We start from the raw sequence: 24,455 nt of genomic DNA on the forward strand, positions 1-24,455 counted from the left end.
TTAGTTGTTCTTGTGACATTAGATAACGCACCTCATTCCTCATAGTGACATTTTATCACGATAGTCTACAAGGTGACATTATCATAAAATAACCACATAAATTCAATTTAAGGGCTTGCATTTTTTCGAGCTTTGGGTTATAATAAATCTTGCGTTCGGCAAAAAACCGGCACACAAAGCTCAGCTGAGAATAGTGGGGACGTAGCTCAGCTGGGAGAGCGCTACATTCGCATTGTAGAGGCCGTGGGTTCAAGTCCCATCGTCTCCACCAATATACGCGGGCGCGTAGCTCAGTGGTATGAGCGCTTGACTCACATTCAAGAGGTCGCAGGTTCGATCCCTGCCGTGCCCACCAAAAATTAATATATTCCTTCTCTTTGTGGGGCTATAGCTCAGTTGGGAGAGCGCTTGAATGGCATTCAAGAGGTCAGGGGTTCGAATCCCCTTAGCTCCACCATTATTTTGTACAAAGGGTTTTAAGGAAATCACGATAAAGTAGTCGCTCAAAAAAACCGAGCCAAAATAGCGAGCCACTTGTCTTTGCTAAAAGCCAAAGGCGGGTGGCTTTTTATTTATTCTATTAAAATTTGCCATACAGGATTTTCTCGACGACAAAAAATTTAAAAACTTATCGCCAAAAACCGTAAAAGGCTATGAAATTATACTCAAAGAATTAACGAGGTTGAAGTAGAAATTGCGGATCGGGCCAACCTTATCGAATATATACAAAATAATTTCGATTTAATTTTTCAGGAGGGGCTACTAAAAGAAAACTTACCGCGCAAGTGCAGGTGTGTCTTAGGGCTTTTATGTGCAGCAAGCCGCCCAAACTGGGCGGCTTGAGCTTTGAAGGAAGAAGATTGCTATCCCGGGGTTTTTAGGTTAGGGGTCTACTTGCACGGGGTTAATTTCAATAGCACAAATACGGTCTACAGGAATTATGATTGCCCTCATGATCTGTTTATCAACGAGCTTGCCACCACTGAATACCTTCATGAAAAGGCAATCGCCGTGGGCCGGAAGCAGGACGGCAAAACCCGGAATGAAAAACAATTTGGACCCATTTATGACTTTTTTGCAACAATCGCCGCACTCGAACTCAATACCAATTTTTTTATGTTCTTTTTTGTCCTTGTCTTTTTTATCCTCGTCTTTTTTGTCCTCGTCGCGTTGTAACTCGTTAATGACGGACTCCAGTTCTTCCAATACCGGGTCCTTTTTCCCAGGGGAATCCTCTTTGATCTTGTCAAAAAGTGTATCAGTATTAACCTCTTGAGACATGGGGATCACTCCTTTTTAATCTTTGATTTTTTATCTTTGATAATATAATATGAGTTCGCATAGAAAAGGTTCCATATTTAAGCTAAACAATTAAGCTAAAACTTAATTATGAAAGGTGCTAGTCGTAGAACTATGATGTATTTGGTGGGAGAATGTATGGTAATGTCGGTGCAGATTTGCCCGTACCATGATCGGTTACAAAAGAATGTAAACGGCTTAGCTCCACCACTATTTTGTACGCGACGCCGGTTATCCGGCGTTTTTTTATTTTTTTGCGATTTTATCGTACATCTTGAAATTATTCTGCCGTATTGTTAAAATAAAATAAACTGCTCAATATTAGGCAAATGCCGAAAAATGAGCATTTTTCATGACAAAACATAAAAGCAAGGAGGATGGGGATGAGGATTAAAAAAATAATACTCTTTTGTGTTGTGACTTTGCTCGTACTTTCCGCTGCCATCCCTGTTATGGGAAATGGGGAAGAAAAAAAGGCGCCCGAACATTACGGTTTTTGGTCTATTTTACCTCCTCTTTTGGCCATAAGCCTTTCGATTATTACCAAAGAAGTTCTAAGTTCCCTGGTTGTTGGAATCATGGTAGGTGCCATGATTCTAACCGGAGGCAATTTGATTAAAGCTTTCGAAAAGGCTATGGAGACGTTGATAACCACGGCGGGCGATCCCTCATGGAATTTCAGGGTATTGATGTTTACCGCACTCCTGGGGTCTATCATAGGCATGATTTCGAGGGCTAACGGCCCCCAGGCTTTCGGCCGTTGGGCGGAAAAAAACATTAAGTCGAGGAGTCTATCGCTTTTTATAACATGGCTTTTGGGAGTCTTAATATTTATGGATGATTATTTCAACTGCATGACCGTAGGCACTGCCTTGAGGCCGGTAACCGACAGGTTCCGGGTTTCCAGGGCGAAACTTTCGTTTATAATTGATTCGACGGCGGCGCCGGTTTGCACTCTGGTGCCCATTTCCACATGGGTGGCCTATGTAGCCTCTTTGATGATACCGCTTTTCGAACAATACAATTTAAACTTAAATCCGTATACCGTTTACGTTCAGATGATCCCCTACGATTTTTATCCCTGGCTCATAGTCCTTATGGTTCTCCTCACCTCTTTTACAAATCTGGAATATGGGCCGATGGCGCGGGCGGAATATAGGGCGCTTGCCGGTAAAGGCCTCTGGGATGAAAGTATTACAAAAACTCCCCCGGGAGATGAGTTCGAGAGCATGGAGAAATCGGAAAAGGGTTCTGCTATAGACATGGTGGTTCCGCTTATAGGGCTAATCGTTATAATGCTGATATGCATGGCCTATACCGGCGGATTTTTCGATGGCAAAGCCGGATTTTTCGAAGCTGTTATGAATTCCGATTCGGCAACGGCACTAGTCTGGGGAGCCACAATTACTCTGATTTTGACCGCGTGTTTTTATTCGCTGAGAGGAGTAGTCCGAATCAAGGATTCGATGGAAGCCGTAATACAGGGTGCTAAATCGATGATGGTGGCGCTTTTTGTCTTATCCCTGGCCTGGACAATAGGTAGCATATGCAAAGAATTGGGTACGGGATTATACGTTTCGAGTATTATGTCCGATACCTTCCCTGCTTGGGCAGTACCGTTTACACTCTTTGTATTGACCGCTTTTATAGCTTTTTCCACCGGCACTTCATGGGGGACTTGGGCCATAATGATTCCGATTGCAATACCGTTAGCAGTAACCATGAAGATCGATATACTACCGAGCATTGCAGCGGTACTTTCGGGAGGTGTGTTCGGAGACCATTGTTCTCCGATTTCGGATACTACCATTATGTCTTCGACCGGCGGGGCCTGTCCGCACATAGAGCATGTAAATACGCAGTTGCCTTATGCTTTAACCGCGGCGGCCGCATCGGCCGTAGGCTTTTTGATTACTGGATTTTTCGATCATCCGATAGCCGTGTGGCTTTTTACCATCGCCCTGTTTTTCGTAACGGTTTTTATACTCCATAGGGTTTGGGGCAGTACCTCTTTTACCGAGGAGCAAAAGCAAGAAGTGTGATCGGGGGATGAATGGCGGCTTGCTATTTTTCCCCGGTTATGCTAAAATCTAAGCGAACCGGAGGATGTCACTAAGGATAAATCGGGAGGATATTATGGGTTCCGGTGAGGTTAAAAGGGTGTCCCTGGCTGTAATAAGAAGGCTCCCCAAATATCACAAATGCTTGGGAGAGCTTCTACAAAAAAACGTGGAAAGGGTTTCTTCGCAGGAGTTAGGGCGCATTTTGGGATTTACTGCTTCGCAGGTGAGGCAGGATTTAAACAATTTTGGGGAATTCGGGCAGCAAGGTTACGGTTACAACGTGGAACAGCTTTACAACGAGATAGCAAAGATTCTCGGGCTTAATACTGAACACAAAATGGTAATAGTTGGGGCGGGGAAATTGGGACAGGCGCTGGCTGGTTACCGCGATTTCGAAAGGCACGGATTTAAAATATTGGCCATGTTCGACGTTGATCCGCATCTTGTAGGTTCAAAGGTGCGGGACGTTCCCGTATACGACATGAATGATCTCATATATTACGTGAACGAAAACGAAGTCGACATAGCGGTAATTGCAGTGCCTCGTGAGAGAGCTCAGGAGGTAGCGGACATCCTGAGTAAAACTTTGGTAAAAGGAATATGGAACTTCGCCCCTGTCGAAGTCGATGCGGGGCCCAACATAATAGTTGAGAACGTGCATTTACTTGATAGTCTTTTGACGTTAAGTTACAGAATGAATGAAAGCAAATTGATGGAGCGCTTGGCCCGAAAGAATGAAAAAAAGACGGGCTTTGTAAAAATCCCTGCTGAATAGACAGCAGGGATTTTTTCTTTACAAAAATCCGCCAGAATGCCCCCGATTTTAATCGGGGGATGAATGGCAGCTTGCTATCTTTCTCCGGTTATGCTAAAATTTAAGCGAACCGGAGGAGATACTATATGCAGACAGTAACACTAAAGGTAAAACTCCTATCCCCAAACAAAGGCAAACTGGAGAAAATGGCTCTCATGCTGGAAACATATCGAAAAGCCTGCAGCTGGTTCCTAAAGCAGGCTGAAACTTTGAAAACTACCAGCAGGGCAAAGTTAAACCGCGAAACCTACCACAAAGCCTGTGAACTATTCGACCTCAACCGCGGTACACTCCAGTGCGCCATGCTCAAAGCACTCTCAGCTTATCGCTCATACCTTTCCCGCACAAAAAATGGCAAGAAATCCAGCCTGCCCAAATTTGACCGGATAGTTCCGGTAATGGTGCGGCAGGACTGCTATTCAATACATCAGCTGCCGTCAGGCACATGGGTCATTAAGTTCCCCGTCTCCTCCGGCAGGAGCCAGATAGCAGTGCCCATTGCCACTTCCGAATACCATACAAAAAGGCTCCAGGACCTGGCAGGAGGTTCCTGTCGACAAGGGTCCATGGAGATATGGCTTGGTAAAGACGGAGAGTGGTATGCTGCTATATCATTAATATACGAGACACATTTAAACGAGCCGTGCGGCGTAATCGGGGTCGACTTCGGCATAGTAAAGCTTGCCGTGCTGTCCAACAACATCTTTTTTGATGGCCGCCATGTCAGGTGGCGCAAGGAAAGGTGGGCAGCAAGGAGGGCTGCACTTCAGAAGGCAGGCAGGCTTTCCCGAGTCAAGAAAGAAGCCGGCCGCGAAACAAGGTGGATGCGGTATATCAACCACTGCATCTCAAAGCGCATAGTTGAAATAGCGAAGAAAGAAGGCAAGGCGATTGCACTGGAAAACCTCCTTGGTATCCGCGAGCGAACCAAAGGGTCAAAGAAGTTCAACCGGATGATGTCCGGGTGGAATTTCAGAGAACTGGCTTCGTTTATCGAATACAAGGCAGCCCTTGCTGGGGTTCCTGTAATCTACGTCGACCCCAAGGAGACCTCCAAGACCTGTCCGAAGTGCGGGAATGCTTCCCGGTATAATCGTAAGGCCCAAGGCTGGTTTAAATGCATAAAATGTGGCTATCAATCTGATGCGGACAGGGTGGGGGCAATAAACATAGCCGCGAGAGGGCTCGATGCTCTTGGGGCATGACCCTGGGAGAAAGGGGAGCGTGACACCCCTTAAGGCCAAGGCGATGAACTGGCAAGACCGGTGAGTGCTGGCTAACCTGCGGCGTGTGCCGCCATCCCACGCTGGGATGCCCTCTAATTCATTAGGGGGAGGATGTCACATTTCTGTTACGATTTCATTCTACAGGAGGATTCAAAGCGAAAAAGTCGAAGAATGTTATATCAGGAAAAAGTTGCTCGATATGTTACACTAGATGGAGGGAAGTTTTGGCATGATTAGGAAGGTCACCTTTGCAGTTTTACTGGTGCTTATTCTTGAAAGCGCTATTTGTGCCGCACAACCTGCACCGCCTGTAGAAATTTACATCAACCACCAAAAAGTGACTTCTGACGTATCTCCGGTCATTTACAAAGATAGGACGCTGGTACCCCTAAGAGTTATATCCGAGCATCTTGGTGCATCGGTATCGTGGAACGATGAAAATAAAACAGTGAAAGTTTATTCGGATGGAAGGCAGATAGTGCTTAAAATAAACGATACGAGGGCTCTGGTAGATCAGCAGACGGTAATTTTGGACGTTCCGGCGATGATAATAAATAACAGGACCATGGTCCCACTCAGGTTTGTAGGCGAAGCCCTGATGGCGGAAGTTTCTTGGAACGATAAATTGCGAAGGGTGGACGTGATAAAACAGATCTCCCAGATAGTGGATTTTTCTTACACCACGGTAAATAATGTACCCGCCGTTTTGATAAAGGGAAACGCTCCTTTGGAATATTCGGTAGCAGGGTATGATGGTGAAAAGGTTGTAGTTGACATAAAGGCTAAGCTCAAAACGTCCCAAAACGTGCTTGATGTCGGCAATGGCGTATTAAAAAGGGTGATAGCAAGTGAACTTAATAATGGCTCAGGACTTACCCGATTTGTACTGGAAATGGGCGAGGGGGTTTCTTTCTACATATTTAGACCGGAACAAAATTCGATAGCCGTGGCTATGACTAATATTTTGTCTTCCATAGAAGTGGATGAGGAGGATGGGGCTTTAATTGCACGGTTGAAGACGGCTTATCCTGCGACGTACAACTACTTTACTTTAGGTTCTCCTGAAAAAGGCGATTACAGGCTGGTAGTGGATATTTCCAATGCCAGGCTTTCCGCATCGCCGCCCGTGGTTTTCGATAACGACTATATAAAAGGTCTGCGTACGAGTCAGTTTACGGTAAACCCCTATGTGGCAAGAGTGGTTTTCGACCTTAAAGGAGATGTAAATTACAGGGTTTCCCAAAACGGCGATGAAATTTCGGTAGTATTCTCTTCCCGTGAGATCCCATCCCGCGGTGATGAAGGTGGTTCATTGAAGAATAAAATAATAGTGATAGACCCGGGTCACGGAGGCAGCGATCCTGGAGCAGTATATTCGAGGATTTATGAAAAGGATCTGAACTTCGATATAGCTGTTCGACTTAAAGAACTCCTTGAAGAAAGCGGAGCGAGGGTTTTGATGACGAGGGAAAGCGACATCTACGTAAGCCTTTACACCAGGGCTGACATAGCCAACCAGGTGGGAGCCCACCTTTTCGTGAGCATACACAACAATTCCAGTACCAATACTTCGACTTCGGGAACCATGACGTTATATTATCCGTCTCCTGAGAAAAAAGCGTTTGCACAAATACTCCACAAAGCGGTGGTTGAAACTCTAGGCCTCCCGGATCTGGGCATATCGGCGAGGCCAAACCTGGTGGTCACGAGGGAGACGAAAATGCCTTCGGCTCTTGTAGAGGTGGCCTTTATGAGCAATGAAAGAGACCTCGCGCTGCTCAAGACTGCTGAGTTCAGGCAAAAGGCCGCAGAAGGGATATATAAGGGCATATTGATGTATTTTTCGGCTAACTGAGCCTTATTGACATAAAAACCCGGGTTTGATATGATACACTTGAATCATATCTGGGAGGTTGTGGGTTGGACGCAATTCTTGGTTACTTTTTCATTTTTTTCGCTCGGGTTTGTGATGTCTCTTTGGCTACCATACGAACTTTAATGGTTGTCAGGGGCAACCGGTTACAGGCTGCAGCCATAGGCTTTTTCGAAGTCATAATATACATAACAGCGCTCAATCAGGTTGTAAGCAGACTGGATAATCCGGTAAATCTGATTGTATACGCATTGGGCTTCGCTACGGGGAACTACGTGGGGAGCTTGCTTGAGGAAAAATTGGCCTTGGGGCTTACTACGGTGCAGGTGATAACCAAAAATCCGGAGCTATCGGGAAAGGTGAGAAGTCTGGGTTACGGAGTAACCGTGCTCAACGGTTCTGGCAAAGAGGGCACGCGCCACGTGCTCGTAATTTCCCTGGCGAGAAAGAACGTACCGGATTTGATAAGTTATATAGAAAACGAAGACGAGTCGGCATTTATCACCATAATGGATACTAAGTCAGTTAAAGGGGGATACTTTAAACAGGCCAAGTGACCCTGAAGGCATAAAACGCCCCTTTTTTAAAATATTTATTAATTAGATTCTAAAAAGGGGGTTGTTTTATGCCTAAGAGGATTATAGCAGGATTTGCAGGGGCTCTTTTTATTCTTGTTTTTTCGGTGGCCTGTGGCTTTTTGGGAGACAGAAACGGATCTTTGCCCGAAGCCTCTGATTCTGCCCGGGAAACGCAGGCTAATATGCGAAAGACGATATTTTATTTTGTAAATGAGCAAAATCTGCTGGTTCCGGTGACGAAGGACATACCGTGGGTAGAAGGAATAGGCAGGGCCGCTTTGGAAAATCTGGTATATACACCGGAAAAAGGAAAGGAGCTGGAGGCACGGGGGCTGAAACCTCCTTTGCCGGCAGGGACAAGGGTTTTGGGGATGACTATAAGGGATGGACTTGCAAAGGTCGATTTCAGCAGGGAATTTTTGAATCTGAACGACAGGTCACAGGAGGAAAACGCCGTAAAAGCTGTGGTTTACACCCTTACCGAATTTCCAACTGTTCAACGGGTGCATTTGATGGTGGAAGGCAAACCTTTGAAAAAGTGTCCGAACGGTACCGTTTTGGAGGATGAATTAAAGCGCGAAATGATAAACCTTGAAGATAAAAAAACCGGAAGCAATAAGGTTCCCGTAACTCTGTACTTTAGGGCAACCAGCAGCGACGGCGCATTTGCCTATTACGTGCCGGTTACCCGTATGGTTGAAAAGAGCGACGATTTAATGAAGGTTGCTTTGGAAGAATTAATCAAAGGCCCGAAGGAAGGAATGGGTTTGAGTTCCGTTATACCAGCCGATACAAAAGTGCTAAATGTAAGTCAAAACGGCAATGAAGTGATAGCCAATTTTTCCAGGGAAATAGAGGGTTACGGCGGCGGTGTTGAAATCGAACAAGCCCTGGTAAATACGATAGTCTTGACTCTTTCCGAATTTCCCGGGGTAGAGAAGGTCACCCTGCAGGTGGAGGGTGAAAGCGGGGTCTTACCCGAGGGAACTATGCTGGATGTTCCCATATTAAAACCAGCTTATATAAACCCCGCCAATATCTAAGATCGGAGAGGATGGTATTTTTGGCAAGGGTTGACGGCAGGGAATACAACGAGATAAGACGTGTTAGAATAACCCGACATTTCAACAAGTATGCCGAAGGTTCGGTTCTCATCGAAGCGGGCGACACCAAGGTAATATGCACCGCAACCGTAGATGAAAAAGTCCCTCCCTTTCTGAGAGGCAAGGGCCAGGGATGGATTACCGCCGAATATTCGATGCTGCCCAGGGCTACGGAACTGCGCAATGTAAGGGAAACGTTGCGCCCGAGCGGCAGGACCATGGAAATACAAAGATTGATAGGAAGGGCGTTAAGGTCGGTCGTGGACCTCGCGTCCATGGGGGAAAGGACGGTTTGGCTGGACTGCGACGTGATACAGGCCGACGGAGGGACGCGAACGGCAGCTATAACCGGGGCTTTCGTAGCCCTCGTGGATGCTTTCAAGCATTTGAAAGATAAAGGTGTTTTGGAGGTTATACCGGTCAACAGTTTTGTGGCGGCAGTGAGCGTGGGGATAGTCGAAGGGCAGAAGTTGCTGGACTTGAATTTCGATGAAGATAGCAGAGCCCAGGTGGATATGAACGTGGTGATGACCGACAGGGGACAGATAGTCGAAATTCAGGGGACTGGCGAGGCCTTTCCCTTTACCCGCCAGGACCTCGACGAACTTCTTGACCTGGCGCAGAAGGGCGTATTCGACCTCATTGCCGTCCAAAAAGAGGTTCTGAAAGATATTTTGGGTGAGGTAGAAAAATAATGCGAAGTATAGTTGTCGCTACCAAAAACCGGGGCAAATTGAAGGAATTCAAAGTAATGCTTTCCGATATTCCTGTTGACATCCTTTCGCTTTGCGATTTTCCGGATATAGAGGTGGAAGAAAACGGAAAGACCTTCGACGAAAACGCCCTAATTAAAGCGAAAAAGGTTGTGCAGCTGACCGGAACCGCAGCCCTCAGCGACGATTCGGGGCTGGAAGTCGAGGCCTTAGGAGGGAGGCCGGGTGTGCACACCGCGAGGTTTGCAGGGCCTGGCGCCGGCGACCGCGAAAATATCGAAAAGCTCCTGAAGGAGCTCGATGGCGTTCCGGCCGAAAAAAGGAAAGCGCGATTCGTCTGCTGCTTGTGTTTCGCCCTGCCTGATGGGCGGATTTTTATCGAACACGGTTATTTAGAAGGGTTTATCACCTTTGAGCCAAAAGGCACCATGGGATTCGGATACGATCCTGTTTTTTTTGTACCGGAGCTTGGGAAAACCTTAGCTGAGGCCACGCTAGAGGAGAAAAACGCCGTGAGCCACCGGGCCAGGGCTATGCAAAAAATGAAAAAACACCTGCTGCAATTTGTAAAAAGTGTTTTTGGAAGCGGAGGGGCAGCGATTGAGGATAGCGGTATTTAGCGATACGCACGGTTTTTTGCACTTTATAGATAACGCTATGGAAATTGCAGGTCCTGTAGATCTGGTGTTTCATGCGGGCGACGTGTCACCCGACGCCGATTACATAAGGGAAACGTATAGATACAGGGTTTACGGAGTTTCGGGAAACTGCGATACCTTTTCGGACTACCCGGGTGAGCGGCTTATAAAGCTGGAAGGAAAGAAGATACTCCTCACCCACGGCCATGCGTACCGCGTGAAGTACGGGTACGATAAGCTCTTGACCAGGGTTAAGGAACTTTCCGCCGATATAGTGGTCTTCGGTCACACCCACTGTCCCGAAAACGTCTGGGCCAACGGTATTCTTATTTTCAATCCGGGCAGCCTCGCCTTTCCCCGATGCGGGAAAAGGCCTACTTTCGGCATTCTCGAAATAAATGAAGGTGAAATAAAAAGCTCAATAAATGAGCTTTGAAACCAGGGGGTGTTTTGAGGGTCATGAAAAAAATCCTGTTTGGGCATAAAGTTTCCGAAAAACATCTCCAAAAAACAAAGGAAATTGCCCCCGATTGGAATGTAGTGATAAGCGAAAACCCGGAAGATAAATTAAAAGAGATAAAGGATGCGGATATATACGTGGACTGGGGTTTCAATATCGAAAGGCGTTTTATTGAAGCAGCAGAGCATCTCAGATGGATACAGGCCTTGAGTGCGGGGGTTGATGGGCTTGCTTTTGACCTGGTAAGGGAAAAGGGCATAATTGTAACGACTACCAGCGGAATTCATAAAGTGCCGATTGCGGAGCTAGTGTTCGGCTACATGCTCATGTTTGCACGAGGGCTTACTCGGTTTTACGAACAGCAAAAAAAGAAGGTCTGGGACAAAAATGTAAGGACCGCGGAGCTTTTCGAAAAGACTCTGGGAATTGTGGGGGCGGGGAATATCGGAAGCGAGATAGCAAGATTGGGCAAAGCCTTCGGCATGAGGGTTCTAGGCCTTAACAGAAGCGGCAGAATTCAGGGGAACTCTTCGCAAATGTATGACGAAATGTACGGCATCGGCTCCCTCGTCGAGCTTCTTTCGAAATCCGACTTCGTGGTGTGCGCCGTACCCCTTACCGCCGAAACCCGTCACCTGTTCAGGGAAGAACACTTTAAGGCGATGAAATCCACTGCTTACTTCATAAACATAGCCCGAGGCGCCGTGGTTGACGAAGAGGCCCTCATAAAGGCGCTGAAAGAAGGATGGATAGCAGGGGCGGCCCTGGATGTATTTGAAAAGGAGCCCCTGCCTCCGGAAAGTCCCCTGTGGGAAATGCCAAATGTTATAATAACCCCGCACATAGCAGGCAGTTCCGACCGTTACATGGAAAGGGCCATGAAGGTGGTGAACGAAAACCTGCGAAGGTACCTGCAGGGTGAGCCATTGATAAATATCGTCGACCCGGAGCGGGGATACTGAAAATTTGACTAGATCTTTTTTTGAACGACATATATCATAATTTCACGAATACCGCATCTTTGAGATCCTCGATGGCCTTGATCTCCTTCAGCACGCTTTCCGGTATTTCTTCATCCACGCTGAGGGCCATTAATGCGTCGCCCCGGTAAGACTTCCTCCCCAACTGCATTGATGCGATATTTATGTCGTTTTTTCCGAGGATGGTTCCGACCTTTCCGACTATTCCCGGTTTGTCCTTGTGGTTGGTGATGAGGACGTATCCTTCGGGGATGAGGTCTATTTTGTAATCGTCTATCCCTGTTATTCTGGGGCTATCCTTTTCGAAAACGCAGCCCGAAATGGTCCCCACTTCTTTATCGGTCGTAACCCTCATGGTTACCGTACCGGGGGCATCCTCGTCTTCTTTTATTTTCTTTTCTGTTATCTTTATTCCCCTGTCCCTTGCTATTATCGGTGCGTTTATCAGATTGGCGGGTACCTGCAAAATGTTGGACAAAAGCCCTTTTATGCCTGCTGTCGTGACGAGCTTAACGTCCATATTTGCGAGTCTGCCTCCGTAAATCATCTCCACTTCCTGTATCCTGCCGTTTTTAAGCTGAGTGTATAAACACCCCATTTTTTCCGCAAGCCTTATATAGGGCAAAATAAAGCTGTATTCTTCTGGCCTTACGGACACCATATTTACGGGGTTTTTTACGATTTCGCCCTTCAAAGCCCTTATGATGTCTTTAGCTACTTCTTCTGCCACGACGATTTGGGCCTCTGCGGTGGAAGCGCCCAGGTGAGGAGTCGCAATTACGTTATCCAGACTTAAAAGCGGGTTGTCTTCCGGTGGTTCCTTTTCAAATACATCTAACGCGCAGCCTGCCACCTTGCCCGAAACGAGGGCGTCGTAAAGGGCCTTTTCGTCTATGATGCCTCCCCTTGCGCAGTTTATTATATACACCCCGTCTTTCATAATCTTGAATTGTTCTTCTCCGATCATGCGGCGGGTGGCTTTGGTGAGGGGAACGTGGAAGGTGATGAAGTCCGAAGTGCGCAGGACCTCATCCAAATCGGTGAGTTTAATGTTGAGATTTTCCACGTTTTCCCTGGCGATGTACGGGTCGTACCCTACCACGTTCATGCCGAGGGATGAAGCCCTTTTTGCCACTTCCTTTCCTATCCGCCCAAGGCCTATGACGCCGAGGGTCTTACCAGAAAGCTGTACTCCCGTGAATTTGTTCCTTTCCCATCTTCCTGACTTCAGGCTGCTTACGGCCTGAGGAATTTTGCGAGCCACGGCGAACATCAGGGCAAAGGTATGCTCGCAGGCGGCAATGGTATTTCCTTCGGGGGCATTCACCACGAGTATCCCTTTCAGCGTCGCCGCTTCCACATCTATGTTATCCACGCCGACTCCGGCTCTTCCTATGACCTTCAAATTGCTGCACTCGATTAGGTCTTTCGTTACTTTTGTCTGACTCCTCACCACCAGGGCATCGTAATCTTTTATAATTTCCCTTAATTGGTCCGGCGTCAAATCCGTCCTGACGTCCACTTTAAGTTCGGACTTCAGAATGTCAATGCCTTCCTTTGCTATTTTATCCGAAACCAGCACCCTCATACGCTATACCTCCAGTCCTTCATTAAAAACTTTTTCGGCGGCTTTTACTCCCTTGCCGAACAGTTCTTCATCTCCCAGTGTCATTTCAATGGCGCAAAGCACGTTTAAAATATCCAGTTCATCAACGTACCCGACGTGACCAATTCTTATGATTTTCCCTTTCAGCTTTTCCTGCCCTCCGGCCACCGTGATATTAAATCTATTTTTCAAGGCCTTCGAGAAGTTGATTTTGCCTTGAAAGTCCGACACATCGACAGCGGTGACCGTCGGCGATGCCCAGGAATCTTCCGCAAAAAGCCTGAATCCCAGACTTTTGAGGCCTTCCCTCAAAGCCTTTGCCAGCAATTTGTGCCTCTTTATGATGTTTTCGAGCCCCTCTTCGAAAATCAGTTTTAAGGATTCGTCAAGGGCGAATATCTGCGATACTGCCGGTGTATATGGCGTTTCGCCCTTTTCCAGGCTCTTTTTGGCCTTTTTGAAGTCCCAGTAATATTTTGGCATCTTAGATTCTTCGGCGGCTTTCCAGGCTCTCTCGCTCACCGACACGAGCCCCAGACCGGGGGGGATCATCAAAGCTTTCTGCGAGCCTGCGACCACCACATCTATTTGCCATTCGTCGGTATTAAGTTCCACGGCTCCCAGAGAACTGATGGCATCAACTATCACGAGGGCAGGGTGGTCTCCCATAGCTTCTCTCAGGCCTTTTATGTCGTTGAGGACGCCTGTCGAGGTTTCGTTATGGGTAAAAAGCACCCCTTTGATTTCTTTTTTTGTATCCTGCAAAATCCTTTCCCTTACGATGTCGCAGGTTATGGGCTTTCCCCATTCAACCTTGATTCTTTCCACTTTTGCCCCGAAAGCTTCGGCTATATCTGCAAATCTGTCGCCGAAGACACCGCAGCTGAAAGAAACTATTAGATCTCCGGGGGAAAAGAGGTTTGCTATGGCCGCCTCCATCATCCCCGTTCCGGCGGAAGGGAATATCAGCACGTCGTTTTTGGTTTGAAAAACCTTTTTTATATCTTCGGAGACTTTTTTGAACAACGAGGTAAATTCCTCGCCCCTGTGGTTGATCATTGGGGCCTGCATCGCCCTGAGCACCCGTTCGGGAACCTCGGTTGGACCGGGAATTCGTAAATGATGCTTTTTCATTGAAAACGACCTCCTTTTTTTATATGCAAAAAACCGCCCCGTGAAGGGGCGGTTTTTACCGCGGTGCCACCCTAACCCAGAATAAAAAACAGGGAAAGGCTCATTTTGGTAACGGGCATTGCCCGGCTCGGCTCGTCGCCGGCAGCTCTGGGGCGGAAATAAAGGGCTCCTGCCGGTTTGCACCATCCACCGGCTCTCTTAAAAGGAGTTCCCTTTAATTTTCCCCTTCATGGCTTTTCACATTCCAAATAATTTTTTTCACATTTTAAAACAATTTCACGCAGATGTCAACACTCAAAATTTAAAATTATCCGCTTACCAGGGGTTGTTTTTTTGGCGATTTTGCGGTATAATGTCTCCTATCTACGGATAAATGTATTTTTTACAAAGACACTAAGGGGGTAGTAATTTGACAGGAGGCAAGGGATTTTACATAGTCAAGGAAGAGATTTTGCCGGAGATATTGAAAAAGACGGTGAAAGCCAAAGAGCTTTTGAAAAACGGTGCGGCAAAGACGATAAACGAGGCCACCAAAATGGTCGGTATGAGCCGAAGCGCCTTTTACAAATACAAGGATTACGTGTTTCCTTTTTACGAAGCCAGTATGGGCAAGATAATTACAATAGCCCTGATTTTGGAGCATAAACCGGGAGTTTTATCTTCAATTCTGGATGAGATTGCGAAGGCTCATGGAAACATACTTACGATAAATCAAAATATACCGCTGCAGGGCCTTGCCAACGTCACAATTTCTTTTGATACGAGCCAGATGACGAGAAACGTGGAAGAAGTGCTTGAAATTGTCGAAAAAAAACCTGGAGTGGCAAAAATAGAAGTATTGGCTCAGGAATGACAAAAACCAGGCAAAGGGGGAGGGAAAACAGTGATTAATATCGGGATTATGGGACTTGGCACGGTTGGTACAGGTGTGGTGGAGCTTCTGGAGAATAACCGTCACGTGATAGCGCAGAGATTGGGAGAAGAGGTAAACGTAAAAAAAATACTGGTGAGGGACCTTTCCAAGAAAAGAACTCCCTATGCGGAAGGCAAGTTGACTTTGAGTGCCGATGATATATTGGAGGATGCGGAGATAGACGTAGTTGTTGAACTGATGGGTGGGGAAGAACCGGCTAAAAGCTATATCAAAAAGGCGTTGCAGAATAAAAAGCACGTGGTCACGGCGAACAAGGAGGTTATCTCGAAACACGGGAAGGAACTTTTCGAGCTTGCCGAAAAATCAGGAGTAAGCCTTCTCTTCGAGGCAAGTGTAGGTGGAGGAATTCCGATAATAAGGCCGATGAAGCAGTGTTTGGCTGCCAACCGCATACTGAAGATTTCGGGGATACTGAACGGCACCACAAATTACATTTTGACTCAAATGCAGGAAAAGGAAAGGAATTTCGAGGAGGCTCTGCGGGAAGCACAGAGGCTGGGATACGCGGAAAGCGACCCCTCCGACGACATCAAGGGCTTCGATGCGGCAAGAAAGCTTGCGATAATTTCTTCGATAGCGTTCAATACGCGGATAACCCCCGACAAAGTTTACGTGGAGGGCATAGAGCGGATAGAGCTCGAAGACATAAAATACGCCGGCGAATTGGGATATATAATAAAGCTGGTGGCATCGGCGCGGAAGGTGGGAGAACGCGAAATTGAGGCCATAGTAGCGCCGGTGATGTTAAAGCAGAACCATCCCCTGAGCGCCGTTAGGGACGTATACAACGCCATTCTGGTCGAAGGAGATGCGGTGGGGAAAGTCATGTTTTTCGGCCAGGGGGCTGGGAAGATGCCGACAGCCAGTGCGGTGGTGGCCGATATAATGGATGCAGCCCGCGAAGGTAGGAGAAGAATTTACTGCACGTGCTACGATGAATTGAAGGTTATCGATGTGGGTTCGTCGACGAGCCGGTTTTACATCCGCTTGAAGGCAAAGGACAAGCCCGGGGTGCTTTCGAAGATTAGCGGAGCCTTCGGCAGGAATGATATAAGCCTTCACATGGTCATACAAAAAGATGTAAAAGGTGATGTGGCCGAAATAGTCATGGTGACCCATCAGGTTCCTTTCAGGAACCTTCAAAAGGCCTTAGATGAGATAAAGGATTTGCAGGATGTTGAAAACGTGGCCAATGTCGTAAGAGTGGAGGAGGCGGCTTCGGATGGCGTACATGGGAATCATCAATAGATATTTCGATTTATTGCCGGTGAAAAAGAAGGAATGCATCGTAACTTTGAAAGAAGGCAATACGCCGCTGGTCAGGGCGTACAATCTGGAGAATCATCTTGGACTTAACTTCGAATTGTACCTGAAATACGAAGGCGTAAACCCGACGGGTTCTTTTAAAGACAGGGGCATGACGGTGGCGGTTTCTGCTGCTCTGGAAAAAGGTGCTAATGCGGTTATCTGTGCATCCACCGGAAATACCTCCGCTTCCGCCGCGGCGTACGCGGCACGGGCCGGCTTAAAATGCGTGGTGCTGATACCGCAAAACGCCATTGCCCTGGGAAAGCTTGCGCAAGCCATAGCTTACGGGGCCAAGGTGGTGGCCGTGGAAGGGAATTTTGACGATGCTCTGAAAATGGTGAGGGAATTTTCCGAGAAGCATCCGGTGACCCTGGTCAATTCCATAAACCCCAACCGCATAGAAGGTCAGAAAACGGCGGCTTTCGAAATATGCGACGAATTTTCCGCTGCCCCCGACTACCTTGCGATTCCCGTCGGAAATGCAGGGAACATCACGGCATACTGGAAAGGTTTTAGAGAATATCATTCCCTTGGGAAGATATCAAAGCTGCCGAAGATGCTAGGATTTCAGGCGGCGGGGGCTGCGCCGATAGTGGAGGGAAGGGTGATAGAAAATCCGAAGACCATAGCAACCGCCATAAGAATAGGAAATCCGGCGAGCTGGAAGACAGCAGAAGCTGCTATAACCGAATCCGGGGGGCTCATAGATAAGGTAACCGACGAAGAAATACTCAATGCCTATCACCTTCTGGCAAAAAAGGAAGGTGTTTTTGCGGAGCCGGCTTCGGCGGCGTCATTGGCCGGAGTCATAAAGCATTTTAAGATGGGGTATTTTGAGGAAAATTCCAGAGTTGTATGCGTTTTGACCGGACACGGCTTGAAAGACCCGGATACTGCGATAAAGACAGGCATTTCTCCTGCTGTCATTCCTCCCAAAATACACGCTTTGGAAAGAGAAATATACGGTGGGGAGTGAAGGGCTTGGTCAGGGTTAAAGTTCCCGCAAGCATAGCCAATTTCGGTCCCGGTTTTGACTGTATTGGGACGGCGGTGAATTTGTATAACTTCATCGAGATGGAATTTTCTGACTTCCCCAAAATAGAAGTGTCGGGTGAGGGCCAGGGGAAAATATCCTTGGGTGAAGATAACCTGGTGTACAGAGCGGCCAGCACCATTTTAAAAAAAGCGAACATCGAAAAAAAACTTTATATAAGATTAAAAAATGAAATACCGCTTGCGAGGGGATTGGGAAGCAGCGCCGCATGTATTGCCGGTGGAATGATTGCTGCGAACTTGCTTTTGGGGAGCCCGTTCAACAAGGAAGAAATAATAAATTTTGCCACCGAAATGGAAGGGCATCCGGATAATGTAGTTGCGGCCATTGTAGGCGGCCTTGCCATATCGGTAAAGGTAAATGACAGGGTTGTTTACAAAAAGTTATCCATGCCGCCTTCCCTGAAAATTGTTGTTGCAATTCCGGAATTTGAACTTAAGACTGAAAGAGCAAGAGAAGTGATTCCCCAAAAGGTCAGCCTTAAGGATGCGGTGTTCAACATCGGGCGGACGGCGCTTCTTGTGGCGGGTATATGCGAGGGAGATTTTTCGTTGCTTCAAGTGGCGACTCAGGATGTTCTGCACCAACCCTATCGAAAGTCTCTCGTGCCGGGAATGGAGGAAATACTGGAAGAAGCACTGGCAATGGGTATGCTTGGTTGCTTTCTGAGCGGCGCGGGGCCTTCGGTGGTGGGACTCGTGCAGGAGGGAAAAGCGAAGGAAGTGGGCGAATTTATGGTGGGAGTTTTCGAAAAAAAAGGCGTAAAAGCGCGCTATATAATTTTGGATACTTGCAATGAAGGAACGAGCATCGTTTGATTACAGCCCTTATGGTTTGAAAAAGAGTCGGGAATTGTGTTAAAATAATCTTGACTCGACGTTTAAATTAATGTATACTATACAATGTCCTAAGGCCCTAGCGAGGCATGGCGCAGTTTGGTAGCGCACATGGTTTGGGACCATGGGGTCGGGGGTTCGAGTCCCTCTGCCTCGACCAGGCGGGCGGGAATAGCTCAGGTGGTAGAGCACCAGCCTTCCAAGCTGGGTGCCGCGGGTTCGAGTCCCGTTTCCCGCTCCACTTGCGCCCGTAGCTCAGCAGGACAGAGCAACGGACTTCTAATCCGTGGGCCAGAGGTTCGAATCCTCTCGGGCGCACCATACGCGTGGTGGATATAGTTCAGATGGTTAGAACGCCAGATTGTGGCTCTGGAGGTCGTGGGTTCGAATCCCACTATCCACCCCAATTATTTTTTTCGCTGGGGCGTAGCCAAGAGGTAAGGCACGGGACTTTGGATCCTGCATCGTAGGTTCGAATCCTACCGCCCCAGCCAGATGTGGGCCATTAGCTCAGGCGGTAGAGCACCTGACTTTTAATCAGGGTGTCGGAGGTTCGAGTCCTCCATGGCTCACCATGCGGGCGTGGCGGAACTGGCAGACGCGACGGACTTAGGATCCGTTGGGTTTCCCGTGGAGGTTCAAATCCTCTCGCCCGCACCAAAATCTTTCGAAAAAAAGCCTCGGTATTCATGCCGGGGTATTGTTTTATTATTTATTTTTTTATGCTATAATAAAATGGCAAAAAAGGTTTAGCGTGTTTGTGAGGAGGAGCATAATGAAAGTTAATGTGGAAAAAATAGAAAATAATGTGGCGACTTTGAAAATCGAAGTTGAAGCTGGAGAATTTGAAAAGGCCATAGAGCAGTCCTACCGGAAAAATGTAAAGAGGTTCAACATCCCCGGTTTCAGGCGGGGCAAGGCTCCCAGGAGCCTTATAGAGAGGTATTACGGTCCGGAAGTTTTCTATGAAGATGCGGCGGAAATCGTGCTTTCCGAAGCTTATAAGAAAGTAGTAGAGGAAAACAGTTTAGAGCCGGTGGATCACCCGCATTTTGACATAGACAAAATAGGAAAGGATATCGGCATCGTCGCTACCGCCAAAGTGACGGTAAAACCCGAAGTAAAGTTGGGACAGTACAAGGGTTTAGAAGTGGAAAAAATGGTGTACAATGTTACCGAGGAGGATGTGGAAAAAGAACTCAAAGATTTACAGGAGAAAAATGCGAGACTCGTATCCGTAGAACGGCCTGCACAAAAGGGCGATGTGGTGGTGGTTGACCTCGAGGGTTTCGCAAACGGGGAACCTTTAAAGGATGCGAAGGTCCAAAATTACCCCCTGGAGCTAGGTTCGAAGATCCTGGTGGAGGATTTGGAAGAGAAGATAATCGGAATGAAGCCTGGTGAGACCAAAGAGGTTGCGGTTACATATCCTGCTGAACATCCCAACAAGGACCTGGCGGGAAAGGAAGTGCTCTTTAAAGTTTCGCTGAAAGAAGTGAAGGAAAAAGAACTTCCGCAGCTGGATGATGAGTTTGCGAAGGACGTAAGTGAATTTGAAACCTTGGAGGAATTAAAGCAGGATATTAAGAATAGATTGGAAGAAAGGGCAAAATCGCTTTCCGAAAGCTCTCTGAGAGGAGCTATTCTCAAAAAAGTGGTGGAACAGGCAGAGGTCGATATTCCGCAGGTAATGGTAGATAGAGAGATAGAGAGGTTAATTATGGATTTTGCCTTCCAGCTCAGGTTAAGAGGATTGGATTTAAAACAGTATCTGGAGATTTCCAAGCTTTCGCCTGAAGAGTTCAAAGGGAGGTTCCAGGAAAGGGCCTACAACAACGTAAAGACGTCGCTGGTCCTGGAGGCTTTGGCCAAAGCAGAAAATATAGAAGTCACCGAAGAAGAGGTGGACGAAGAGCTGGCCAAGTACGCCGAAGCAGCTCATAAGTCTTTGGCGGAATATAAAAAGAATCTGAAGGAAGAAGACTTAGAGCACATAAAAGACCACATACTCACGAGGAAAATATTCGACTTTTTGATATCCCAGGCGAAGGTCAACGAAAAAGTCGTGGAGAACTTTTCCCAAGGCGAAGGCGAGGGTGAAGAAGAACAAGCTTGATAAGGAGGGGCTAATTGATGAATCTCGTACCTATAGTGATCGAGCAGACAAATCGTGGGGAGAGGGCTTACGATATATATTCAAGGCTGCTCAAAGACAGGATAGTATTCATAGGAACTCCCATTGACGATACGGTGGCAAGCCTTGTAATAGCTCAGCTATTGTTTTTGGAATCGGAAGACCCGGACAAGGACATCTACCTTTACATCAACTCTCCGGGCGGTTCCGTGACGGCAGGCCTTGCCATATACGACACCATGCAGTACATCAAGCCGGATGTGGCCACCATTTGTATCGGCATGGCAGCCAGCATGGGTGCGGTGCTCCTTGCGGGAGGGGCTGAAGGCAAGCGCTATGCTCTCCCGAATTCCAGGATAATGATACACCAGCCGTGGGGAGGCGTTCAGGGCAAGGCCCTGGATATCGAGACCCAGGCTAAGGAAATATTGAGGTTGCGGGAGGTACTAAACGATATCCTGGTAAAGCACACCAAACAGCCGTTGGACAAAATCGAGCGGGACACGGAAAGGGACTTTTTCATGTCGGCCTTGGAAGCGAAAGAATACGGGCTCATCGATGAGGTGATATACAAACGGGTGAAAGCCGAAGAAAAGAGGTGATATCATGTTTAAATTCAACGACGAAAAAGGCCAGCTGAAATGCTCCTTCTGCGGCAAAACCCAAGACCAGGTGAGAAAGCTGGTTGCAGGCCCCGGCGTTTATATATGCGACGAGTGCATTGAGCTTTGCAACGAGATAATAGAGGAAGAATTCAGCGAAGAGGCCGAGATGGATTTTACCGATATACCGAAACCCCGGGAAATAAAGGAAATTTTGGACCAGTACGTCATCGGTCAGGAGCAGGCCAAAAAGATACTTTCGGTTGCGGTGTACAACCACTATAAGCGCATCAATTCCAATGTGAAATCCGATGATGTGGAACTCCAAAAGAGCAACATAATAATGCTGGGGCCGACAGGTAGCGGCAAGACCTTGCTGGCCCAGACCCTTGCAAAAATTTTGAATGTGCCCTTTGCTATCGCTGATGCCACCTCCCTGACTGAGGCCGGTTACGTCGGTGAAGACGTGGAGAATATACTCTTGAAATTGATTCAGGCTGCCGATTACGATGTGGAAAAGGCTGAAAAGGGCATAGTGTATATCGACGAAATAGACAAGATTGCAAGGAAGTCCGAAAATCCATCGATAACCAGAGACGTATCCGGAGAAGGAGTGCAGCAGGCGCTTTTGAAAATCCTAGAAGGCACCATAGCCAGCGTGCCGCCTCAGGGGGGACGCAAGCACCCGCACCAGGAATTTATCCAGATAGATACAACCAACATCCTGTTCATCTGCGGCGGCGCCTTCGAGGGAATAGAAAAAATTATAGCCAACCGGATAGGTAAAAAATCAATAGGCTTTGGCGCCGAGATACGAAGCAAGGAAGAAAAAAACGTAGGTGAACTCCTGAAGCAAATAATGCCGGAAGACCTTCTGAAATTCGGAATGATACCGGAGTTTGTGGGAAGGGTTCCTATAATAGTAACGTTGGATGCCCTTGATGAACAGGCACTCATAAGGATCTTGAAAGAGCCGAAAAATGCACTTGTAAAACAATATCAGAAATTGTTTGAAATGGACAACGTGCAGCTTGAATTTACCGATGAGGCCTTGCAGGTCATCGCCCAGGAAGCTTTGCGGCGAAAGACCGGAGCCAGGGGCTTAAGGGCGATACTGGAAGAAGTGATGATGGACGTAATGTACGAGATACCTTCGAGAAACGACATCACGAAGTGCGTAATAACCAAAGACGTGGTGTTGAAGCGTGAAGAACCGATTATTGTAACTTCCGACAGGAAAAAGACGAAGAAAAAGGAAGTGACGGCTTGAGGTAAAAAGTGCAGCGTTTTGCTGCACTTTTTTACTTCCCTTTCCAGGATAAATTGAAGGCTTGCGGTAATAATAAAAAAAGCCGAAGCTGGAAAGGGGGGACATTTTGAACGTGACGGTAAATATTTTGAGCTTGATCCAGATAGCCTTGGCCATCGTTGTAGGGCTTTACTTTATAAATCTGATGAAAAACCAGCAGGGAAGCAGGATGGTGGTGGACCGGGAGTCGAAAAAGGAATTGGAAAAATTGAGGAAAATGAGGGAGATATCCCTTACGGAACCGCTGACGGAGAAGACGCGCCCCACTAAGTTCGAGGATATAATCGGTCAGGAGGAGGGACTTAAGGCCCTGCGAGCGGCCCTGTGCGGACCTAATCCCCAGCACGTAATAATTTACGGCCCTCCGGGCATAGGGAAAACCGCCGCGGCCCGTTTGGTTCTGGAAGAAGCCAAAAGGACGCCGGGCTCCCCTTTTGGGCCCGATGCCAAATTTGTAGAAGTTGACGCTACCATAGCGAGGTTCGATGAAAGGGGGATAGCCGACCCTCTCATCGGCTCGGTGCACGACCCCATATACCAGGGGGCCGGTCCTCTAGGCATAGCCGGGATACCACAACCCAAGCCCGGAGCGGTGACCAAAGCTCACGGCGGGGTGCTTTTTATAGATGAAATAGGGGAATTGCATCCGGTGCAGATGAATAAACTTTTAAAGGTATTGGAAGATAGAAAGGTTTTTTTGGAGAGTGCTTATTACAACAGCGAAGACCCCAACATACCCCTTTATATTCACGAGATTTTTCAAAAGGGGTTGCCGGCGGATTTCAGGCTGATAGGTGCTACTACCAGAACGCCTCAGGAAATCCCCCCGGCCATTCGTTCCCGCTGCGTGGAGATTTTTTTTAAGCCCCTCAGTCCGGAAGATATCGGGAAGATTGCAAGAAATGCGGCCTCCAAAATTTCCTTCGATATCGAAGAAAGGGCTGTAGAGACGATAAAAAAATACGCCACAAACGGACGGGAAGCGGTCAACATACTGCAAATGGCAGCGGGGCTCGCGCAGATAGAAAAAAGAAAAAAGATAGAGGCCAAGGATGTGGAGTGGGTGGTAAACAGCGGCCAGTATTCGCCGCGTCCGGAAAAGAGGGTGCACTCCTGTCCACAGGTAGGATGTGCTAACGGCCTTGCTGTTTACGGTCCCAACATGGGTACTCTGATGGAAATAGAAGCCATAGCAATACCCGTGGAGAAAGGGAAGGGCAAGCTCACTGTAACGGGAATTATGGAAGAAGAGGAAATGGGAGGAGAAACGCACAAGCTGAGGCGAAAGGCTACCGCAAGAGGAGCCGTGGATAACTGTCTGACTGTACTTAAAAAGTATCTCGGATTGAGGCCGGAAGATTTCGACATACACATCAACTTTCCGGGAGGTACTCCCATAGACGGGCCGTCGGCCGGAATTACGGTAGCCACGGCCATATACTCAGCCATAACCAATATTCCAGTGAATAATTTGGTGGCTATGACAGGAGAGCTGTCCATCCGGGGTTATGTAAAGCCGGTAGGTGGAATCGTGGCGAAAATAGAAGCTGCAAAGAGGGCTGGTGCGACGACTGTAATAATACCCAGGGAAAATTGGCAGGACCTTTTTAAAACTTGGGATGTGAGGATTTTAGCCGTGGACAGGATAGAAGAAGTGATAGAATATGCCCTGGTGAATTCGGAAGAAGAGCCGAAGAATGACAAAAAAATGGCCTTTGCGTTCGGAAGGAATTAAAAAGATTTTATCGAATAAAAAGTTAGGAGGAATATAATCCAATTATGTGAAAAATG

General features: G+C 47.5%; 21 protein-coding genes and 10 tRNA genes. 28 read left to right on the top strand and 3 right to left on the bottom strand.

What is annotated here, in order from left to right:
- Window positions 1-195 precede the first annotated feature (195 nt).
- The 3 genes from AN618_RS03095 to AN618_RS03105 all read left to right on the top strand — a co-directional run bounded on the left by AN618_RS03095 (window position 196) and on the right by AN618_RS03105 (window position 457).
- A tRNA-Ala gene (locus AN618_RS03095) sits at window positions 196-271 on the top strand.
- 8 nt (window positions 272-279) lie between these two features.
- Window positions 280-355 (top strand) — tRNA-Val (locus AN618_RS03100).
- A gap of 26 nt (window positions 356-381) precedes the next feature.
- A tRNA-Ala gene (locus AN618_RS03105) sits at window positions 382-457 on the top strand.
- 425 nt (window positions 458-882) lie between these two features.
- On the opposite strand, the gene AN618_RS03110 is transcribed toward AN618_RS03105, so the two are convergent.
- Window positions 883-1,281, bottom strand: coding sequence for a hypothetical protein (locus tag AN618_RS03110; RefSeq protein WP_066351979.1), 399 nt, complete (start codon window positions 1,279-1,281; stop codon window positions 883-885).
- A gap of 401 nt (window positions 1,282-1,682) precedes the next feature.
- Between AN618_RS03110 and AN618_RS03115 the strand changes: the two genes are divergently transcribed.
- The 10 genes from AN618_RS03115 (at window position 1,683) to AN618_RS03160 (ending at window position 11,729) form a co-directional block, all read left to right on the top strand.
- Window positions 1,683-3,341, top strand: a complete 1,659-nt coding sequence (locus AN618_RS03115) for a Na+/H+ antiporter NhaC family protein (RefSeq protein ID WP_187694868.1) — start codon at window positions 1,683-1,685, stop codon at window positions 3,339-3,341.
- Window positions 3,342-3,405: 64 nt separating this feature from the next.
- The gene (locus tag AN618_RS03120) at window positions 3,406-4,137 is read left to right on the top strand and encodes a redox-sensing transcriptional repressor Rex (protein WP_245628369.1); all 732 of its coding nucleotides are present in this window, start codon (window positions 3,406-3,408) and stop codon (window positions 4,135-4,137) included.
- A gap of 125 nt (window positions 4,138-4,262) precedes the next feature.
- The gene (locus AN618_RS13295; protein WP_083515018.1) at window positions 4,263-5,381 is read left to right on the top strand and encodes an RNA-guided endonuclease InsQ/TnpB family protein; all 1,119 of its coding nucleotides are present in this window, start codon (window positions 4,263-4,265) and stop codon (window positions 5,379-5,381) included.
- 250 nt (window positions 5,382-5,631) lie between these two features.
- Window positions 5,632-7,257, top strand: a complete 1,626-nt coding sequence (locus AN618_RS03130; protein ID WP_066351986.1) for an N-acetylmuramoyl-L-alanine amidase family protein — start codon at window positions 5,632-5,634, stop codon at window positions 7,255-7,257.
- Between the two features lie 65 nt (window positions 7,258-7,322).
- Window positions 7,323-7,832 (top strand): DUF2179 domain-containing protein, encoded by a 510-nt coding sequence (locus AN618_RS03135; protein WP_066351987.1) that lies wholly within the window; start codon window positions 7,323-7,325, stop codon window positions 7,830-7,832.
- Window positions 7,833-7,900: 68 nt separating this feature from the next.
- Window positions 7,901-8,896, top strand: coding sequence for a GerMN domain-containing protein (locus tag AN618_RS03140; RefSeq protein WP_066351988.1), 996 nt, complete (start codon window positions 7,901-7,903; stop codon window positions 8,894-8,896).
- A 20-nt stretch (window positions 8,897-8,916) separates the two neighbouring features.
- On the top strand, window positions 8,917-9,651 hold the full coding sequence (rph, locus tag AN618_RS03145; protein WP_066351991.1) for a ribonuclease PH: 735 nt from the start codon (window positions 8,917-8,919) through the stop codon (window positions 9,649-9,651).
- Window positions 9,651-10,289: an XTP/dITP diphosphatase gene (locus AN618_RS03150; RefSeq protein ID WP_066351993.1), complete on the top strand. Its 639-nt coding sequence runs from the start codon at window positions 9,651-9,653 to the stop codon at window positions 10,287-10,289. The genes rph and AN618_RS03150 overlap by 1 nt, the downstream gene beginning before the upstream one ends.
- Complete coding sequence (locus AN618_RS03155) at window positions 10,270-10,743, top strand: metallophosphoesterase (RefSeq protein WP_066351995.1); 474 nt, start codon at window positions 10,270-10,272, stop codon at window positions 10,741-10,743. The genes AN618_RS03150 and AN618_RS03155 overlap by 20 nt, the downstream gene beginning before the upstream one ends.
- Window positions 10,744-10,766: 23 nt before the next feature.
- Entirely contained in the window at window positions 10,767-11,729 is a 963-nt protein-coding gene (locus AN618_RS03160) for a D-2-hydroxyacid dehydrogenase (protein WP_066351997.1), read from the top strand.
- 34 nt (window positions 11,730-11,763) lie between these two features.
- Here AN618_RS03160 and serA read toward each other — a convergent pair whose 3' ends face one another.
- A complete protein-coding gene (gene serA, locus AN618_RS03165) occupies window positions 11,764-13,335 on the bottom strand; it encodes a phosphoglycerate dehydrogenase (RefSeq protein ID WP_066351999.1) in 1,572 nt (523 codons plus the stop codon).
- A 3-nt stretch (window positions 13,336-13,338) separates the two neighbouring features.
- Window positions 13,339-14,487: a pyridoxal-phosphate-dependent aminotransferase family protein gene (locus AN618_RS03170; RefSeq protein WP_066352001.1), complete on the bottom strand. Its 1,149-nt coding sequence runs from the start codon at window positions 14,485-14,487 to the stop codon at window positions 13,339-13,341.
- 409 nt (window positions 14,488-14,896) lie between these two features.
- Between AN618_RS03170 and AN618_RS03175 the strand changes: the two genes are divergently transcribed.
- The 15 genes from AN618_RS03175 to lonB all read left to right on the top strand — a co-directional run bounded on the left by AN618_RS03175 (window position 14,897) and on the right by lonB (window position 24,399).
- Window positions 14,897-15,340 carry an ACT domain-containing protein gene (locus tag AN618_RS03175; RefSeq protein WP_066352004.1) on the top strand — a complete coding sequence of 148 codons (444 nt, stop codon included), beginning with the start codon at window positions 14,897-14,899 and terminating at the stop codon, window positions 15,338-15,340.
- 33 nt (window positions 15,341-15,373) lie between these two features.
- A complete protein-coding gene (locus tag AN618_RS03180; RefSeq protein WP_066352182.1) occupies window positions 15,374-16,669 on the top strand; it encodes a homoserine dehydrogenase in 1,296 nt (431 codons plus the stop codon).
- A complete protein-coding gene (gene thrC / locus AN618_RS03185; protein WP_066352006.1) occupies window positions 16,644-17,705 on the top strand; it encodes a threonine synthase in 1,062 nt (353 codons plus the stop codon). Before AN618_RS03180 ends, thrC begins: the two co-directional genes overlap by 26 nt.
- Window positions 17,702-18,601, top strand: a complete 900-nt coding sequence (gene thrB / locus AN618_RS03190; RefSeq protein ID WP_245628370.1) for a homoserine kinase — start codon at window positions 17,702-17,704, stop codon at window positions 18,599-18,601. The genes thrC and thrB overlap by 4 nt, the downstream gene beginning before the upstream one ends.
- A 101-nt stretch (window positions 18,602-18,702) precedes the next feature.
- Window positions 18,703-18,779 (top strand) — tRNA-Pro (locus tag AN618_RS03195).
- A 5-nt stretch (window positions 18,780-18,784) separates the two neighbouring features.
- A tRNA-Gly gene (locus AN618_RS03200) sits at window positions 18,785-18,860 on the top strand.
- 3 nt (window positions 18,861-18,863) lie between these two features.
- Window positions 18,864-18,940 (top strand) — tRNA-Arg (locus AN618_RS03205).
- A gap of 8 nt (window positions 18,941-18,948) precedes the next feature.
- Window positions 18,949-19,025, top strand: a tRNA-His gene (locus AN618_RS03210).
- A 14-nt stretch (window positions 19,026-19,039) separates the two neighbouring features.
- Window positions 19,040-19,113 (top strand) — tRNA-Gln (locus AN618_RS03215).
- A gap of 5 nt (window positions 19,114-19,118) precedes the next feature.
- Window positions 19,119-19,194, top strand: a tRNA-Lys gene (locus AN618_RS03220).
- Window position 19,195: 1 nt separating this feature from the next.
- Window positions 19,196-19,279: transfer RNA gene (locus AN618_RS03225), tRNA-Leu, on the top strand.
- Between the two features lie 115 nt (window positions 19,280-19,394).
- Window positions 19,395-20,735: a trigger factor gene (gene tig, locus AN618_RS03230; RefSeq protein ID WP_066352015.1), complete on the top strand. Its 1,341-nt coding sequence runs from the start codon at window positions 19,395-19,397 to the stop codon at window positions 20,733-20,735.
- Window positions 20,736-20,752: 17 nt separating this feature from the next.
- A complete protein-coding gene (gene clpP / locus AN618_RS03235) occupies window positions 20,753-21,355 on the top strand; it encodes an ATP-dependent Clp endopeptidase proteolytic subunit ClpP (protein ID WP_066352017.1) in 603 nt (200 codons plus the stop codon).
- A 4-nt stretch (window positions 21,356-21,359) separates the two neighbouring features.
- On the top strand, window positions 21,360-22,625 hold the full coding sequence (gene clpX / locus AN618_RS03240) for an ATP-dependent Clp protease ATP-binding subunit ClpX (protein WP_066352018.1): 1,266 nt from the start codon (window positions 21,360-21,362) through the stop codon (window positions 22,623-22,625).
- 106 nt (window positions 22,626-22,731) lie between these two features.
- Window positions 22,732-24,399 carry an ATP-dependent protease LonB gene (gene lonB, locus AN618_RS03245; RefSeq protein WP_066352020.1) on the top strand — a complete coding sequence of 556 codons (1,668 nt, stop codon included), beginning with the start codon at window positions 22,732-22,734 and terminating at the stop codon, window positions 24,397-24,399.
- Window positions 24,400-24,455: the final 56 nt, after the last annotated feature.

This window comes from Fervidicola ferrireducens, from assembly GCF_001562425.1.
Lineage (GTDB): Bacteria > Bacillota > Thermosediminibacteria > Thermosediminibacterales > Thermosediminibacteraceae > Fervidicola > Fervidicola ferrireducens.